Below are 14,279 nucleotides of genomic sequence, written 5' to 3'. Positions count from 1 at the left end.
CTCCGCCTCCCGGCCATCCGACGGAAATCCCATGGCGGGTCCATTCCAGGCGGCGTACCCTCAGCGTCGTACCGCACCTCATGGCGGCCTCCTCACGCTCATCTCCCCGGAGGTCCCCGTATGTCCGCGCTCCAGGTGCGCCCCTTCCACCGCGACGACCGCGATCAGCTCACCGAACTCGTCAATGCCCATGTCGCCGCCGTCGTACCCGGTGTCTCCGTCTCCGTGAACACCGTGCTCAGCGAACTCCAGCGCCAGCCCGACGAGTTCATCACCGACCCCTGGGTGGCGGAGCGCGTCACCCTCGTCGCCGAGCAGCGCCAGTACGTGGTGGCCGGCGCCCATCTGCTGCGCTACCGCGCCGACGCCGAGGTCGGCGAGGACTACCGGGACGCAGGCGAGATCAACTGGTTCGTCTGCCAGCCGGCCGCCTCCTTCTGGAAGGACTCCGACGACGCCGCCGAGTTGCTGATGGCCGCCTGCGTCGCCCAGCTCGCCCGCTGGAAGGTCCGCGTCCGGTATGCCGACGGCGCCCTGCCCGCCCCCGCCGTGTACGGGCTGCCCCGGCCCTGGCCGCACATCAGGGCCGCATACGAGCGGGCCGGCTTCCGGCACACGGGCGGTACCGAGGTCATCCTGATCGCCGAGGTGGCCGATCTGCCGCCGATGACGCCGCTGGCGGGCGTCCACGTCGACCGCACCCTCGGCGAGTGCGGCACACGCTTCACGGCACGGACCGAGCGGCGCGCCCTCGGCTTCATCGAGATCGACACCGCCCTGAGCCGCCCCGAGCGCCACGCCCGCAGCGGCGGCCTCGCCGACATCGGCAACTTCCATATCGAGCACCCGACGGAGGGCCTGGACACCTGGCTCCTCGCCCAGGCCGCGCACTGGCTGCGGCTGTGTGGAGTGGAGCGGCTTCTCGCGTACGAGGACGCCGACGACACGGAGGCGATCGGACGCCTGACCGCCGTCGGCTTCCACGAGCTGACCCGCACGGACCGCGGCTGGGTGCACCATCCCAACTACCTGGCACCGCGCGGAAGTTGAGCACCTGCCGTCGCGGGGTCGTCCCCGCCGACGGGGCGCAGCGCCTGTGGCGGCCCGGCCTCATGCCCGCGAAGGGAGGGGGCCGTGCCGTTCCACCAGTCGGCGTTGCCGTCCTCGATACAGCGGAGCAGGACGCCTTCGCGCAGCGCCCAGGGGCAGATGGTCACCTCGTCGATGCTCATCAGCTTCATGGTGGTGTGCGCGACGATGGCCCCGGCGAGGGACTGTTCGGCGCGGGCGGCGGAGATGCCCGGCAGGGCAGCGCGTTCCGCGGCCGGCAGCTCGGCGAGCTGACGCGTGGCCCGGCGGAGGTCGGCGCGGGTCATGGCGCGCGGCGTGAAGGGTCCCGACCGGCCGGGTTGCGCCCCGCACAGCCGGCCGAGCTGCTGGAACGTACGCGAGGTGGCGACGGTCGTACGCGGCGCCTCCCACCGTATGCGGGCCGCGACATCGCGCAGCTGGTGGCGGACATGGCGGCGCAGCGTCCGCACCCTGCGCTCGGAGGGCGGGTCCTGGCCGCGGAAGTGCTCGCGGGTCAGACGGTTGGCGCCCAACGGCAGCGAGATCGCGAAGTCGGGCAGCTTGCTGCGGCCGAACGCCACCTCCAGCGAACCGCCGCCGATGTCCAGCATGGCCAGCGGCCCCGCACGCCAGCCCATCCAGCGCCGCGCGGCCAGGAACGTCAGCTCGGCTTCGACCTCGCCGGGCAGGATGTGCAGCGGCACCCCGGTCTCCGTGGCGACCTTCCGCAGAATATCCGCACGGTTCGGGGCGTCCCGCACGATCGCCGTGGCGAAGGCGAAGGGAGCCGTCACACCCCAGCGCACGCCCTCGTCCCGGGCGGCCGTGACGGCATCCACAAGCCTGGCCACCTGCTCGTCCGGCAGATGGCCACCCCGTTCGACGTACGCCGAGAGTCTCAGCCTCCGTTTCGCGGTGTGCACGGGCAGTGGAACGGCACCGTCCGTCTCCGCGATGACCAGTCGTACCGTGTTCGAACCGACATCGAGCACTCCCATACGCATCCCTCCCCAGTACCCGGGCCGACGCCCGCCATGCGGTAGGCCCGCGCGCGGCCGCGTGCGCGCCCCCCTTAGCTGGGCCCGCGGGCACCGTTTCAGCCGGTCCGGTGGGGTACACGAGGGGTATGGACACCTTCGGCAGAGGTTTGGCCATCCCTCACGAGATCGCGGCGGGGGCCATCCCCTTCGCGATGGGGGTGGTGATCGCGTCGATGCTGATCCTTGCGGTGTGGCTGGGTATGCGCGTGCGTTCCCGGGAGCCGGAGCCGCCGCGTCCGGAGGACCAGCCCCATCTCCCCGACTCCGGTCCCGTCCACGAGATCCGCGAGATGCGCGAGCCGGACGAGGTGCCGCATGACGGCGGCTTCCTCACCCCGCACGAGCTGCGGGGCTTCGGCAACATCCGCTCGCACACCGCCAAGGACCAGACACCACCGCGCTGGAGCCCGAACAGCAGCGGCGGGTTCGGCAGCGGCAGCCCCGGGCACCACTGAGGGTCGCCGGCCGGTCTACGAAGGGGCGGGGCTTGTGACGGAGCCCCGTCCCGTCGAGGGCTGCCCGCGCGACCCGGCCGGGTGGGGCGTCAGCAGTAGGGAGCGGCCGTGACCGCCATACAGTCGTTCGTCGACCGGCTCGACCACCCCGCGTACGTGGTGACCGTCGCCGCCGACGGAGAACGAGCCGGCTGCCTGGTCACCTTCGCCTCGCCGTGCTCGATCAAACCCGCCCGTTTCATGGTCTGGCTCTCGACGCTGAACCGCACGTACCGGGTGGCCCGCTCCGCCGACCAACTCGCCGTCCACCTGCTCGGGAGCGACCAGCACGCCCTCGCGGAACTCTTCGGCGGCGAGACCGGCGACCGCGTGGACAAATTCGCCCGCACACCCTGGACCCCGGGCCCCGGCGGCCTTCCCGTACTGGACGACACGCTCGCCTGGTTCGTCGGCCGGGTCGAAGGACACGTAGACACAGGCGATCACATCGGCTTCCTGCTCAGCTCCGTCGCGGGCGAGGCACAGGAGGCGACGGATCGGCGGCCGCTGTGCTTGAGCGATGTCGTCGACATCACTGCCGGGCACCCGGTCAGCTGAGCTCGGGCAGTTCGCACACGGCGACCCCGTCCTCCAGCAGACTGCCCAGCACCAGGGTGCCCTCATGTGCGTACACGCTGGTGACCATCCGGTAGCCCGCCCGACGTCGCCTGAGGTTGTGGCGGACGCCGCCGTCGGGGCCGATACCCATGACACGCGCGACCGGCAGCGGCCTGATATGCAGGGGGCGTACGGCCCGCCAGACCGCCCGGCGCACCGGGACCGGCGCGCGTCGCAGCCAGTCGAGGGACGCCTGTCGCGGACCCGCGAGGGCGACCCAGATCGTTCCGTCCGCGGCACGGGAGAGGTTGTCCGGGAAGCCCGGGAGGTCCTCGATCAGGGTGTCGCGGCGGCCGGCCCGCGGGCCGGACAGCCACAGCCGGGTCAGACGGTACGCGCCGGTCTCGGCCACCACGACACAGGACTCGTCCTCGGACAGCACCACTCCGTTGGCGAAGTCGAGGCCGTCCAGCAGGACTTCCGGCGCGTCGGCGCCGGGCCGGAGCCGGAACAGCCGGCCCGTCGCCGTGTGCGCCATCAGATCGCCGAGCCAGTCCTGAAGCCCGTAGCGCGTGCTGGACGCGGTGAAGTACACGGTGCCTTCCGCCGCCGCGGCCGCGTTGCTGCAGAACCGCAGCGGCGCACCCGCCACGGAGTCCACGAGAACCTCGACCCTGCCCTCGCCGGAGCCGCCGGGACCGCCGACGCTCGGCGTGACCCGCAGCAGCCCGCGCTCCGCGTCACACACCAACAGCCGTCCGTCCCGCAGGACTTCGAGCCCCAGCGGCCGCCCTCCGGTACGGGCGATCTGCTCGACCCGGGCGGGACCCTGGGTGTTGGCGCGCAGGATGCGACCGTCCTCGACGCCCGTGACCACGCGGCCTTCGTGGTCGGCGACCACGTCCTCGGGGCCCGTCCCGCCGAGCAGGATCCGACGCGGCGACGGCAGCGGACGCGGAGCGGTTCGGCGCGGTGTCATGAAGCGCGTTGTGCCCGGACGCAGCGCCGCAGTTCCTCGGCGTAGGGCAGCGCGACACCGGCGCCGATCACCGCGCCGAGACCCAGCAGGTACGGCGCGGACAGCGGCCGCTCCTTGGGCAGCAGCCTCCAGTCGTCGCGGCCGGGACCGCCGCGCAGCGTCGCGCGCACCTGGTCCGCATGCAGGCAGCCGATGAAGGCGATCCCCGCCAGCGGCAGCACCTCGAGGAAGCTGTGGATGTGCTGCTCGATGGGGCGGACCTCGCGCTTGTGGGTGGCCAGGGTCACGTCGTAGAGGGCGGTGGCGGTGTGGGCCGCCGCGGCGCCGCCCATGACGGACAGGACAAGCGGGTTGATCCGGGCCAGGAGACCCATGGCGACCGGGATCCCGGCCTCCGTCATCATCAACGCGTGTACGGCGGACTCCTTCGTGCCGGAGGTGTGCTCGATCCGGGTGCGCCGGTGCATCCACCAGTCGGCGACCGCGGGTACGACCCACAAGGGCAGCACCCCGTAGAGGAGAAACCTCCGGTTCGCGTCCTCCACGTCGGTCGACGAGACAGGAACCGACAACTGGGCGCGCCCCCGCCGCCAGTGCCTCCAGGACCGGGTCAGGGACTTGCCGGGCAGAGCCATGGAAACCTCCGTCGCAATGCGGGCATGCGGCGTGCCCGGCTTCCGGTACCCGACACCGGCCCGGGCACACTCACCGTCGGCTGTCGCACCGGGCTTGCAACGGCTCGGTGTCAACGGTTCCGCAGTGCCTTGATCAGCTCGTCCTTCGACATCGAGGAGCGGCCCTTGATGCCGACCTTCTTGGCTTCTTCGTAGATGTCAGACTTCGACTGGTCCTCGTACTTGCCGTGCTTGCCGCCCTTGCGGGAAGAGGACGTCGGGCTGTTGGCGATCCGCGCCGCCTTCTCCTTGCCCGCGCCCTCACGGCGCAGCGACTGATACGTCTTCTCGTCCTTGATCTGCGGCCTGGGCATGGAGATCCCTTCTTTCATCCAGGGCACGTTTCGGGTACCCCGCACCGGCCACCCGGAACTCATGGTGCGAATCGGATACACGATGATGACCGAGCAGACCGGCCCCCGTGAGCTCGTACGGGATGTGGTGGCCGCGGAGCAGGCCGGATTCGACTTCTCCGTCGCCTCGGACCACTACTTCCCGTGGCTCGAGGAACAGGGCCACGCCCCGTACGCGTGGAGCGTGCTCGGCGCCGCGGCGCAGGCCACGTCCACGATTCCCCTCATGACGTACGTGACCTGCCCGACGACCCGCTACCACCCGGCGGTCGTCGCGCAGAAGGCCGCCACGACGCAGCTGCTCGCCGAGGGCCGCTTCCGGCTCGGGCTCGGCTCCGGCGAGAACCTCAACGAGCATGTGGTGGGCGGCGGTTGGCCCGCCGCACACACCCGAATCGACATGCTGGAAGAGTCCGTGGAGATCATCCGCGCCCTGTTCACCGGCGAGAACCTGAACCACCACGGCGAACACTTCGACGTGGTGAACGCCAAGCTCTACGACGTCCCCGACGAACCGCCCCCGATCGGCATCGCCGTCTCCGGCGAGCACTCCTGCGCACTCGCCGGCCGCCTGGCCGACCTCCTGATCGCCACTGAGCCCAAGTCCGAACTCCTGGACTCCTTCGACCGCCACGGCGGCACCGGCAAACCCAGGGTGGGCCAACTCCCCGTCTGCTACGACCCCGACAAGGACGCCGCCGTCACCCGGGCCCACGAGCAGTTCCGCTGGTCGCTCGGCGGCTGGCCGGTCAACGCCGAACTGCCCGGCCCCAAGAACTTCGACGCGGCCACCTCGAACGTACGCCCCGAGGACGTCGCACAGACCATCCCGTGCGGCGACGACGTCGACACCTTCGTCGAAGCCGTACGCCCCTACGTCACCGCGGGCTTCACCGAGATAGCCCTGGTCCAGGTCGGCGGCGACCACCAACTGCCGTTCCTGGAATGGGCGGAGAAGGAACTGCTGGCGGCCCTGAAGGACCTGTGAACGAGACCTGAGCGGAGAGAAAGGACGTCCACACCATGCCTATCGCCGAGTACCGCCTCGTAGCCCTGGACTGCCCGGATCCCCCGGCCCTCGCCGCCTTCTACGCGGGCGTGCTCGGCGGTGACATCAAGCAGTTCAACGACAACTGGTACGTCCTCCACGCGCCCGGCGGCCACCAGATCGCGTTCCAGCGGGCTCACGGCTACCGCCCGCCGGACTGGCCGCGAGCCGACGAGAACTCTCAGCAGATGCATCTGGACTTCACCATCCAGGACATCGAAGCCGCCGAGGCCCAGGTACTGGCCCTCGGCGCCACCCCACTCGACCTGGACGACGAGAACGGCCGCCGGGGCTGGCGCGTGTACGCGGATCCGGTGGGCCACCCGTTCTGCCTGTGCTGGGACTGACGAGCCAAGCCCTACGGCCGATACCGCAGCGGATGGTCCGCCGGCACCTCCACCACCACGATCTCGGTCCCGTCCGGATCCGTGAGCCACATCTCGATCAGACCCCACGGCTCCTTGACCGGGGGCCGTACGATCTCGACGCCCCGATCAGTCAGCTCCTCGTACGCGGCCGTCGCGTCCGCCACCTGGAGCCACAGCTTGACCGCGGGGGAGGGGGGTTCCTCGGAGCGGCCCGCGACCTCCAGGAAACCGCCGCCGAGGAAGTAGACGGTGCCGCGCTCCGGTCCGGTGCCGAACTCTCGGTAGACGGCGAGGCCCAGTTGCTCGCCGTAGAAGGCGCGGGATCGTTCGGGGTCGGTAGGCCGGAGCAGGGTCCGGCTGCTCAGTACGTGCACCATGGAGTCGCACCTTAGTGGGAGAGGGCTACCCTCGTCGGTGCCCGAGCCGCGCCGAGATCGGAGACCCCCTCCATGGACACCGCCGCATCCACCGGACTGACCTTCCGAGATGCCACCGACGCCGACGTCGACTCCCTGGTCGCGCTGATCGAGTCGGCCTACCGCGGGGACTCCAGCCGGACCGGCTGGACCACCGAGGCGGACATCCTTCAGGGGCAGCGGACAGACCCGGAGGGCGTGCTCGAGGTCATCAAGGCGCCGGACAGCCGACTGCGCGTGGTCGAGCGCGACGGCACCCTGATCGCCTGCTGCCAGCTCGAACACCGCGGTGACCACGCCTACTTCGGCATGTTCGCGGTCAGCCCGGCGCAGCAGGGCGGGGGCCTCGGCAAGGTGATCCTCGCCGAGGCCGAGCGGTACGCGCGCGTGAACTGGGGCGCCGCGGAGATGCACATGACCGTGATCACCGCACGAGAAGACCTCATCGCCTGGTACGAGCGGCGCGGCTACCGCCGTACGGGACAGATGACGCCCTTCCCGTACGGCGATGAGCGGTTCGGCATTCCACAGCGCGACGACCTGGAGTTCGAGCTGCTGGTGAAGCCGCTCGTATAGGCGTCAGGCCGTGAAGCGGCCGGTGCGCTTGATCTCCGGGTAGTCGGTGGTCGCGCCGTCCAGCTCCAGGGCGCGTACCAGCCGCAGATGGTCCTGCGTGTTCACCACCCAGCCGATGATCCGCAGATCCGCCTTGCGCGCGCACTCGACGATCTCCAGGGTGAGCCGCCGGATATTCAGTACGACACTGGTGGCGCCGACAGCGATGGCGCGCTCAACGACATCGGTGCCGTACCGGCTGGCGACCAGCCCGGTGCGTACGCCCGGAACGAGCCGCCCGATCTCGGCGACCGCCTCGTCGTGGAACGACAGCACCTCGACCCGGCCGGCCAGATCCCGCCGGTGCATGACCTCGGCGAGCGCCCGGGCCGCCGCGACGTCCTTGATCTCCGCCTGAAGCGGAGCCGCGACGGCGTCCAGGACCTCCTCGAAGACCGGGATGCGCTCACCGCGGCCCGCGTCCAGCGTGCGCAGCTCGGCGAGGGTCTGCTCGGCGATCGGCCCCGAACCGTCGGTCGTCCGGTCCACGTCGGCGTCGTGCATGACGACGAGAGCGCCGTCCTTGCTCAGATGCAGATCGAGTTCGATCACGTCGAGGCCGGCCTGCTCGGCGGCGACGAAGGAACGGAGGGTGTTCTCGGGTTCGACACCCATGATTCCGCGGTGACCGATGGTGAGGAAGTTCAAGACTGACTCCGCTTCCGTCGACGGCGGCTCGGCAGCCGCGCGCTGCGGTCCCGTGCCCACGCGGCCAGCCGCAGCCTAATCGCCCAGCTCGGCGATGGACCCGGTCCGAACGCGAGGAATCACGCATTCCAGCTGCCTGCAGCGGGCCCGGGCTCACCCTCGGGTGGGCGAGTCATGGGGCGGGTTGACCGTCCGCACGCCGACCGCATGCACCGCTACCCAGGCAGCGGCGGAAGTAATCGCCTGAACGGTATCTCGCAGGAAAAAGAGCGGTGAAGATGGGGTGGCGCAGGACGATTTCCCGAACCTCCACTTGTGGGAGAGAACCCCACGTGCATACGGTGTGGGTACGCGAGGTTCTCCCGTGGAGGATGGGGTCATGACGGAAATTCTTGTGCAGGTGGGTACGGAGGAGCAGGTTCCTCCCGGTGGCAGGGTGGTGGAGCACCCAGCCTGGCCCGTGCTCAAGGATGCCGTGGAGCGGATCCGGCCATGGCAGTCCAAGGACGGCTCGATCGACTTCGAAGCCGAGGGCGCCCCCGATCGCGACGACGCCGAGCGCGCCGTACGCCGTGTCGTGGACGCGGTCGAGGTGCTCGCACCTCTGCTGCCGCACGACGCCGCGTACCACAAGGCGCTGGTCGCCGACCTGCGGCGCTGGGCAGACGGCGGCTTCACGGTGCCCGACTTCCTCGACTCGCTGCTGGCCTTCCAGCCCGCCGCCAACCGCCGGGACGGCCTCCAGCACCTGGTCGTCTTCCCGATGTACACGCAGAACGGCAATCCGAACCGCAACCTCGAAGCCCTCGTACTGCGCATGGTCTGGCCGGACTGGCTCGCCGAGCTGGAGCGCACCCGCTACGACAACCCGCTGTTCTGCGGCATCACCTTCGAGGACTTCACCTCCGGCTACGACACCAACTCGGCCGTCCTCTTCCCGGAGACCATCGCCGTGCGCGAGGCCCCCGAGAGGTTCAGCTGGGGCGGCATCTTCTGTGACCGCGAGGCCGCCCGGTTCCGCCGGGTCACCGAGGCCGCCGTCGGCATCCTCGGGCTCGAACTGCCCGAGGACGTACGCGAGATGGTCGCCGACCAGGACCGCTGCCAGCAGGCCTTCGTCCTGTGGGACATGGTCCACGACCGCACCCACAGCCATGGCGACCTGCCCTTCGACCCGTTCATGATCAAGCAGCGCCAGCCGTTCTGGATGTACGGCCTGGAGGAGCTGCGCTGCGACCTCACCGCCTTCCGGGAGGCCGTGAAGCTGGAGGCCGACGGCGTCTCGCAGGGCCGTGACGTCCAGTACGCGGTGCTCTTCGACCGGATGTTCCGCTTCCCGGTCACCGGCGAGCGCGTCCGCAACTACGACGGCCTCGGTGGCCAGCTGCTCTTCGCGTACCTGCACAAGCACGATGTCGTCCGCTGGACCGACAACAAGCTGTCCATCGACTGGCAGCGCGCCCCGCAGGTCACCAACGAGCTGTGCGCCGAGATCGAGAAGCTGTACCGCGAGGGCATCGACCGCCCGAAGCTGGTCCACTGGTTCGCCGGCTACGAACTGGTCTCGACCTACCTCGCCCCGCACCCGGGCTCCAAGTGGGCCAAGGGCCCCGACGCCCTCGATCTGAGTCAGCCGCCGCGAAAACTCGTCGATGACGTGCTTCCGGACGAGTTTCCGCTGAGCATGTTCTATGAGGCACTGTCCAAGAAGCTGAAGAACGTGATTGCCTCGACGAAGGGCATCACCGCGGAGAGCGCCGAGCGGGTCGCCGCGTGAGTGACCTCGCTACGAACACTGCTCAGGAGGCGAGGACCATGGGGAACGGTGCGCTCGACGGCGCGGTGATCGCGGTGGCCGGTGCCGGTGGTCCCGCAGGCCGGGCCACATTGATGCGGCTCGCCGAGGCCGGCGCGGTCGTCATCGGCTCGGACAACGATCCGGAGCGGCTCGCGGAGGCCGTGGACGCGGCGAGCTACGCACACGGCGGCGCGACCGTCGTCGGGGACACGGTCGACCTGCTCGACCGACAGTCGGCTCAGGACTGGGCCACCCGCATCGAGAAGGACTTCGGCCGCGTCGACGGCCTGGTCCACCTCGTCGGCGGCTGGCGCGGCAGCGAGACCTTCGCCAGGACGAGCCTCGACGACTGGGACTTCCTCGAGATGCTGCTCATCCGTACGGTGGCGCACACCTCCCTCGCCTTCCACGAGGCCTTGCAGCGCAGCGATCGCGGCCGGTACGTCCTGATCAGCGCCGCGGGGGCGAGCAAGCCCACCGCGGGCAACGCCGCCTACGCCGCCGCGAAGGCCGCCGCCGAAGCCTGGACGCTGGCGCTCGCCGACTACTTCCGCAAGGCCGGGGGCGCGTCCGGGCCCACGTCGGCGGCTGCGATCCTGGTCGTGAAGGCGTTGGTGCACGACGCGATGCGCGCCGAACGCCCCAACGCGAAGTTCGCGGGTTTCACGGACGTCAAGGACCTGGCCGAAGCCATCGCCGACGTCTGGGAGCGGCCCGCCGCCGAAGTGAACGGACAGCGCCTGTGGCTGACAAAGAAGCCGTGAACCCTCCGAAGACCGACGCGCGGCGTCATCACGACCCGGAGATCCGCGGCTTCGCCAGCGACAACTACGCGGGAGCCCATCCCGAGGTGCTCGCCGCCCTGGCCCTGGCCAACGGCGGTCACCAGGTCGCGTACGGCGAGGACGCGTACACCGAAAACCTCCAGCAGGTGATGCGCAGTCACTTCGGCGCGACGGCCGAGGCGTTCCCCGTCTTCAACGGGACGGGCGCCAACGTCGTGGCACTCCAGGCGCTCACGGACCGCTGGGGCGCGGTGATCTGCGCGGAGAGCGCGCACATCAACGTCGACGAGGGCGGCGCCCCCGAGCGCATGGGCGGCCTCAAGCTGCTGACGGTGCCCACCCCCGACGGCAAGCTCACACCCGGGCTGATCGACCGGCAGGCGTACGGCTGGGAGGACGAGCACCGCGCGATGCCGCAGGTCGTCTCGATCACCCAGAACACCGAACTCGGCACCGTCTACACGCCCGACGAGATCCGCGCGATCTGCGAGCACGCCCACGCCCGCGGCATGAAGGTGCACCTCGACGGGGCCCGGATCGCCAACGCCGCCGCCTCGCTGAACGTGCCGATGCGCGCGTTCACCGACGCGGTCGGCGTGGACGTGCTGTCCTTCGGTGGCACCAAGAACGGCGCGCTGTTCGGCGAGGCGGTCGTGGTCCTCAACCAGGACGCCGTCAGCCATATGAAGCACCTGCGCAAGCTGTCGATGCAACTCGCCTCCAAGATGCGCTTCGTCTCCGTGCAGTTGGAGGCGCTGCTCGCCAAGGACCTGTGGCTGCGCAATGCCCGCCACTCCAACGAGATGGCCCAGCGCCTCGCCGAGGGCGTGCGCGCGGTCCACGGCGTCGAGATCCTCCACCCGGTGCAGGCCAACGCGGTCTTCGCCCGGCTGCCCCACGACGTGAGCGAACGCCTCCAGAAGCGCTACCGCTTCTACTTCTGGGACGAGGAGGCAGGCGACGTCCGCTGGATGTGCTCCTTCGACACGACGGAGGACGACGTGGACGGCTTCCTGGCGGCCCTCAAGGAGGAGATGGCGCGCTAGGAGGCCACGTTCACCGACGGCTGACCTCGCCCGTCCGCGCCTCCTCGGCGTCCTCCGCCTCCCAGCGCAGCAGGTCCCCCGGCTGACACTCGAGCACCTCGCAGAGCGCGGCAAGGGTGGTGAAGCGGACCGCCTTCGCGCGGCCGTTCTTGAGCACCGCCAGGTTGGCGGGCGTGATCCCGACGCGGTCCGCGAGTTCGCCCACGGACATCTTGCGCCTGGCCAGCATCACGTCGATATCGACGGCGATCGGCATCAGATCACCTCGTCCAACTCGGCCTGCATCTGCGCCGCTTCGACGTCACGCGCGACGGCCTGGGCGAGCAGCATCCGCAGCACGAGCACGAGGAGCGCGACCCCCAGGATGGCCACGCCAACCCCGCCCATGATGACGGTGACGCCCGGGTCGTCCTGCTGGCCCGGCGCATTGATGACCGTGACCGCGAACCACACGAGGGCAGCCGCCACGATCGCGCCGATCACGCCGTCCACGTACCGGAAGGCGGCGTGGGAGAACACAGTTCCGTGTCGCACCATCGTCACCAGCCGCCATACACAGACCAGGGCAACCTGGACCGACACCATGCCCAGGATCGTGATCACGCGCAGCGGGGTCAGCGGGAGCGACCCGTCCTCCGGGTCGCTCCCGCTGACCAACGCCCACACCATCAATGCCTGTACGAACACGGTGCCGGCGAGCACCACCACCAGCACGGCGCGCAGCGCACGCACTGTGAGCTTTCCCATCACTTCTCTCTCGATCGAATCACGATGGGAATCTATCGATATTCGATAGGCGTGGCAAGGGGGGGGGTGGTGGGATGACTGCATAAATATGCTACTCATGGAAAAGTCATTGACTCCCTGCTCGTCGCGTTCCTATGCTCTGCGGGCATGGAGCCGATCCAGGAAACCCCTGACCTTTCCGCGTACTTGGCCGCCGACGAGGTCATCGACCATCATCATCCGCTCGTACGGGAGACGGCGGCGCGCCTCGCATCGACGATCGCCGACTCGTATGCCTATGCACGAGCGGCGTACGAGTTTGTCCGCGACGGCATCCCGCACTCGGCTGACAGCGGTGATCCGCGCGTCACCTGGCGTGCCTCGGACGTCCTGGAGCAGGGGACCGGTATCTGCCACGCCAAGGCCCACGCCTTGGCCGCGCTGCTGCGGGCCGAGGACATCCCTACGGCGCTGTGCTACCAGTCGCTGATGCATGACGATGGCAGTGCGCTCTGCGTGCACGGTCTCGTCGCCGTGCGGTTCAACGGGGCATGGCATCGGCAGGACCCCCGCGGCAACAAGCCGGGGGTCGACGCCCAGTTCTCGCTCGAGGGGGAGCGCCTGGCCTGGGTGCCCGACCCGAAGTCCAATGAGACGGACTACTCAGTTCTGTATGCCGAACCTCACCCGGCTGTTCTGCGCGCCCTCAAGGCTGCCCCCGACCGCGAGTACCTGTGGAAGACGCTCCCCACCGCACTCTGAGGCAAGGCAGGCAAGGTAGGCGCGAAGCGGCGGCTCAGCGCGCCTCGGCGGCCTTGACCTCTTCCGGAGTGGGGGCCGTGCCGCCGAGGTGGGCCGGCATCCACCAGGTGTCGTTCGGGTCCTTGGGGCGTACGGGGTAGGCGCGCTGGGCTGCTTCCAGGAGTTCCTGGACGCGCTCGCGCACCTGCCGGGTGATCGCGCCCGCGTACTTGTCGCGGGAGGCCTCGATCGCCTCGCCCACCCGGATGGTGATCGGGATGTGGCTCCGCTTGAAGTTCTTCGGGTGGCCCTTCGTCCACAGACGCTGCGTACCCCACAGGGCCATCGGGATCAACGGGACGCCGGCCTCCTGGGCCATGCGCGCGGCACCCGACTTGAAGCTCTTCAGCGTGAACGACTGTGAAATCGTGGCCTCCGGGAAGACTCCGACGATTTCACCGGAACGCAGTGAGTCCAGCGCGTGCGCGTACGCGGCCTCACCGTTCTTGCGGTCCACGGGGATGTGCTTCATGTTGCGCATCAGCGGGCCGGAGACCTTGTGCCGGAACACCGACTCCTTCGCCATGAAGCGGACCAGGCGCTTCTGCGGCAGGGCGGCGAGACCGTCGAAGATGAAGTCGAGGTAGCTGATGTGATTGCTCACCAGCACCGCACCGCCCGAGCGCGGGATGTTCTCCGATCCCTTGCAGTCGATCTTCAGGTCCCAGGCCTTGAACAGCGTGCGGGCGAGACCGATGGCGGGACGGTAGGCAAGCTCAGCCATGGACGGAGTGGACCCTTCTCTCTGCCTGGGAAGGGGGGCTCCCGGCGGGAAAGTTACGCAGCCGTAGGTTTACGGCATTGGGCAGATCGTGCCCGAAGAACGGACGAGTAGCCAGTCCTCGTTCATTCGAACGGC

The 14,279-nt window shown here is 69.6% G+C and carries 19 protein-coding genes; 10 read left to right on the top strand and 9 right to left on the bottom strand.

Annotated features, from left to right (window positions below; genetic code table 11):
- Positions 1-120 precede the first annotated feature (120 nt).
- Positions 121-1,050: an N-acetyltransferase gene (locus tag OHT21_RS01655; RefSeq protein ID WP_328766333.1), complete on the top strand. Its 930-nt coding sequence runs from the start codon at positions 121-123 to the stop codon at positions 1,048-1,050.
- On the opposite strand, the gene OHT21_RS01650 is transcribed toward OHT21_RS01655, so the two are convergent.
- On the bottom strand, positions 1,026-2,075 hold the full coding sequence (locus OHT21_RS01650) for a Ppx/GppA phosphatase family protein (protein WP_328766332.1): 1,050 nt from the start codon (positions 2,073-2,075) through the stop codon (positions 1,026-1,028). The two genes, OHT21_RS01655 and OHT21_RS01650, sit on opposite strands and share 25 nt — an antisense overlap.
- A 143-nt stretch (positions 2,076-2,218) precedes the next feature.
- Here OHT21_RS01650 and OHT21_RS01645 point away from each other — a divergent pair, with 143 nt between their 5' ends.
- On the top strand, positions 2,219-2,566 hold the full coding sequence (locus OHT21_RS01645) for a DUF6479 family protein (protein WP_443050305.1): 348 nt from the start codon (positions 2,219-2,221) through the stop codon (positions 2,564-2,566).
- A gap of 108 nt (positions 2,567-2,674) precedes the next feature.
- Positions 2,675-3,163, top strand: a complete 489-nt coding sequence (locus tag OHT21_RS01640; RefSeq protein ID WP_328766330.1) for a flavin reductase family protein — start codon at positions 2,675-2,677, stop codon at positions 3,161-3,163.
- Here OHT21_RS01640 and OHT21_RS01635 read toward each other — a convergent pair.
- The 3 genes from OHT21_RS01635 to OHT21_RS01625 all read right to left on the bottom strand — a co-directional run bounded on the left by OHT21_RS01635 (position 3,156) and on the right by OHT21_RS01625 (position 5,130).
- Entirely contained in the window at positions 3,156-4,142 is a 987-nt protein-coding gene (locus tag OHT21_RS01635) for an SMP-30/gluconolactonase/LRE family protein (RefSeq protein WP_328766328.1), read from the bottom strand. The two genes, OHT21_RS01640 and OHT21_RS01635, sit on opposite strands and share 8 nt — an antisense overlap.
- On the bottom strand, positions 4,139-4,777 hold the full coding sequence (locus tag OHT21_RS01630) for a diguanylate cyclase (protein WP_328766327.1): 639 nt from the start codon (positions 4,775-4,777) through the stop codon (positions 4,139-4,141). Before OHT21_RS01630 ends, OHT21_RS01635 begins: the two co-directional genes overlap by 4 nt.
- Positions 4,778-4,887: 110 nt before the next feature.
- Complete coding sequence (locus tag OHT21_RS01625) at positions 4,888-5,130, bottom strand: DUF7218 family protein (protein ID WP_328766326.1); 243 nt, start codon at positions 5,128-5,130, stop codon at positions 4,888-4,890.
- A gap of 61 nt (positions 5,131-5,191) precedes the next feature.
- Here OHT21_RS01625 and OHT21_RS01620 point away from each other — a divergent pair, with 61 nt between their 5' ends.
- Both OHT21_RS01620 and OHT21_RS01615 read left to right on the top strand, forming a co-directional pair.
- Positions 5,192-6,157, top strand: a complete 966-nt coding sequence (locus OHT21_RS01620; protein WP_328766325.1) for an LLM class F420-dependent oxidoreductase — start codon at positions 5,192-5,194, stop codon at positions 6,155-6,157.
- Positions 6,158-6,192: 35 nt separating this feature from the next.
- On the top strand, positions 6,193-6,564 hold the full coding sequence (locus tag OHT21_RS01615) for a VOC family protein (protein ID WP_328766324.1): 372 nt from the start codon (positions 6,193-6,195) through the stop codon (positions 6,562-6,564).
- An 11-nt stretch (positions 6,565-6,575) separates the two neighbouring features.
- Here the strand turns inward: OHT21_RS01615 and OHT21_RS01610 are convergent, their stop codons facing one another.
- Complete coding sequence (locus tag OHT21_RS01610) at positions 6,576-6,962, bottom strand: VOC family protein (protein ID WP_328766322.1); 387 nt, start codon at positions 6,960-6,962, stop codon at positions 6,576-6,578.
- Between the two features lie 72 nt (positions 6,963-7,034).
- Here OHT21_RS01610 and OHT21_RS01605 point away from each other — a divergent pair, with 72 nt between their 5' ends.
- Positions 7,035-7,577, top strand: a complete 543-nt coding sequence (locus tag OHT21_RS01605) for a GNAT family N-acetyltransferase (protein WP_328766319.1) — start codon at positions 7,035-7,037, stop codon at positions 7,575-7,577.
- 3 nt (positions 7,578-7,580) lie between these two features.
- Here OHT21_RS01605 and OHT21_RS01600 read toward each other — a convergent pair whose 3' ends face one another.
- Positions 7,581-8,264: a glycerophosphodiester phosphodiesterase gene (locus tag OHT21_RS01600; protein WP_328766317.1), complete on the bottom strand. Its 684-nt coding sequence runs from the start codon at positions 8,262-8,264 to the stop codon at positions 7,581-7,583.
- A 379-nt stretch (positions 8,265-8,643) separates the two neighbouring features.
- On the opposite strand from OHT21_RS01600, the gene OHT21_RS01595 reads away from it, so the two are divergent.
- Genes OHT21_RS01595 through OHT21_RS01585 form a run of 3 tightly spaced genes read left to right on the top strand, consistent with a single transcriptional unit; the run spans position 8,644 to position 11,893 of the window.
- Positions 8,644-10,041 carry a DUF6421 family protein gene (locus tag OHT21_RS01595; protein ID WP_328766316.1) on the top strand — a complete coding sequence of 466 codons (1,398 nt, stop codon included), beginning with the start codon at positions 8,644-8,646 and terminating at the stop codon, positions 10,039-10,041.
- Between the two features lie 38 nt (positions 10,042-10,079).
- Positions 10,080-10,826, top strand: a complete 747-nt coding sequence (locus OHT21_RS01590; RefSeq protein WP_328766314.1) for an SDR family NAD(P)-dependent oxidoreductase — start codon at positions 10,080-10,082, stop codon at positions 10,824-10,826.
- Complete coding sequence (locus tag OHT21_RS01585; RefSeq protein ID WP_328766312.1) at positions 10,823-11,893, top strand: threonine aldolase family protein; 1,071 nt, start codon at positions 10,823-10,825, stop codon at positions 11,891-11,893. The genes OHT21_RS01590 and OHT21_RS01585 overlap by 4 nt, the downstream gene beginning before the upstream one ends.
- Before the next feature lie 10 nt (positions 11,894-11,903).
- On the opposite strand, the gene OHT21_RS01580 is transcribed toward OHT21_RS01585, so the two are convergent.
- Positions 11,904-12,149 (bottom strand): helix-turn-helix domain-containing protein, encoded by a 246-nt coding sequence (locus OHT21_RS01580; protein WP_165338154.1) that lies wholly within the window; start codon positions 12,147-12,149, stop codon positions 11,904-11,906.
- The gene (locus OHT21_RS01575) at positions 12,149-12,640 is read right to left on the bottom strand and encodes a DUF2975 domain-containing protein (RefSeq protein WP_328766310.1); all 492 of its coding nucleotides are present in this window, start codon (positions 12,638-12,640) and stop codon (positions 12,149-12,151) included. The genes OHT21_RS01580 and OHT21_RS01575 overlap by 1 nt, the downstream gene beginning before the upstream one ends.
- A gap of 147 nt (positions 12,641-12,787) precedes the next feature.
- Here OHT21_RS01575 and OHT21_RS01570 point away from each other — a divergent pair, with 147 nt between their 5' ends.
- Positions 12,788-13,381 carry a transglutaminase family protein gene (locus OHT21_RS01570; RefSeq protein ID WP_328766308.1) on the top strand — a complete coding sequence of 198 codons (594 nt, stop codon included), beginning with the start codon at positions 12,788-12,790 and terminating at the stop codon, positions 13,379-13,381.
- A gap of 34 nt (positions 13,382-13,415) precedes the next feature.
- On the opposite strand, the gene OHT21_RS01565 is transcribed toward OHT21_RS01570, so the two are convergent.
- Positions 13,416-14,144, bottom strand: a complete 729-nt coding sequence (locus OHT21_RS01565) for a lysophospholipid acyltransferase family protein (RefSeq protein ID WP_165338151.1) — start codon at positions 14,142-14,144, stop codon at positions 13,416-13,418.
- Between the last annotated feature and the right edge of the window lie 135 nt (positions 14,145-14,279).

Origin of the sequence: Streptomyces sp. NBC_00286, from assembly GCF_036173125.1 — a bacterium.
Taxonomy (GTDB): domain Bacteria; phylum Actinomycetota; class Actinomycetes; order Streptomycetales; family Streptomycetaceae; genus Streptomyces.
This window is presented reverse-complemented; position numbering and strand designations above follow the sequence as displayed.

Excerpts from the sequence above, each read along its gene's own strand:
- OHT21_RS01655 (WP_328766333.1), top strand. The coding sequence starts at position 121 with ATGTCCGCGCTCCAGGTGCGCCCCTTCCACCGCGACGACCGCGATCAG.
- OHT21_RS01650 (WP_328766332.1), bottom strand. The coding sequence starts at position 2,075 with ATGCGTATGGGAGTGCTCGATGTCGGTTCGAACACGGTACGACTGGTC.
- OHT21_RS01635 (WP_328766328.1), bottom strand. The coding sequence starts at position 4,142 with ATGACACCGCGCCGAACCGCTCCGCGTCCGCTGCCGTCGCCGCGTCGG.
- OHT21_RS01630 (WP_328766327.1), bottom strand. The coding sequence starts at position 4,777 with ATGGCTCTGCCCGGCAAGTCCCTGACCCGGTCCTGGAGGCACTGGCGG.
- OHT21_RS01625 (WP_328766326.1), bottom strand. The coding sequence starts at position 5,130 with ATGCCCAGGCCGCAGATCAAGGACGAGAAGACGTATCAGTCGCTGCGC.
- OHT21_RS01620 (WP_328766325.1), top strand. The coding sequence starts at position 5,192 with ATGGTGCGAATCGGATACACGATGATGACCGAGCAGACCGGCCCCCGT.
- OHT21_RS01615 (WP_328766324.1), top strand. The coding sequence starts at position 6,193 with ATGCCTATCGCCGAGTACCGCCTCGTAGCCCTGGACTGCCCGGATCCC.
- OHT21_RS01610 (WP_328766322.1), bottom strand. The coding sequence starts at position 6,962 with ATGGTGCACGTACTGAGCAGCCGGACCCTGCTCCGGCCTACCGACCCC.
- OHT21_RS01605 (WP_328766319.1), top strand. The coding sequence starts at position 7,035 with ATGGACACCGCCGCATCCACCGGACTGACCTTCCGAGATGCCACCGAC.
- OHT21_RS01595 (WP_328766316.1), top strand. The coding sequence starts at position 8,644 with ATGACGGAAATTCTTGTGCAGGTGGGTACGGAGGAGCAGGTTCCTCCC.
- OHT21_RS01590 (WP_328766314.1), top strand. The coding sequence starts at position 10,080 with ATGGGGAACGGTGCGCTCGACGGCGCGGTGATCGCGGTGGCCGGTGCC.
- OHT21_RS01580 (WP_165338154.1), bottom strand. The coding sequence starts at position 12,149 with ATGCCGATCGCCGTCGATATCGACGTGATGCTGGCCAGGCGCAAGATG.
- OHT21_RS01575 (WP_328766310.1), bottom strand. The coding sequence starts at position 12,640 with ATGGGAAAGCTCACAGTGCGTGCGCTGCGCGCCGTGCTGGTGGTGGTG.
- OHT21_RS01570 (WP_328766308.1), top strand. The coding sequence starts at position 12,788 with ATGGAGCCGATCCAGGAAACCCCTGACCTTTCCGCGTACTTGGCCGCC.
- OHT21_RS01565 (WP_165338151.1), bottom strand. The coding sequence starts at position 14,144 with ATGGCTGAGCTTGCCTACCGTCCCGCCATCGGTCTCGCCCGCACGCTG.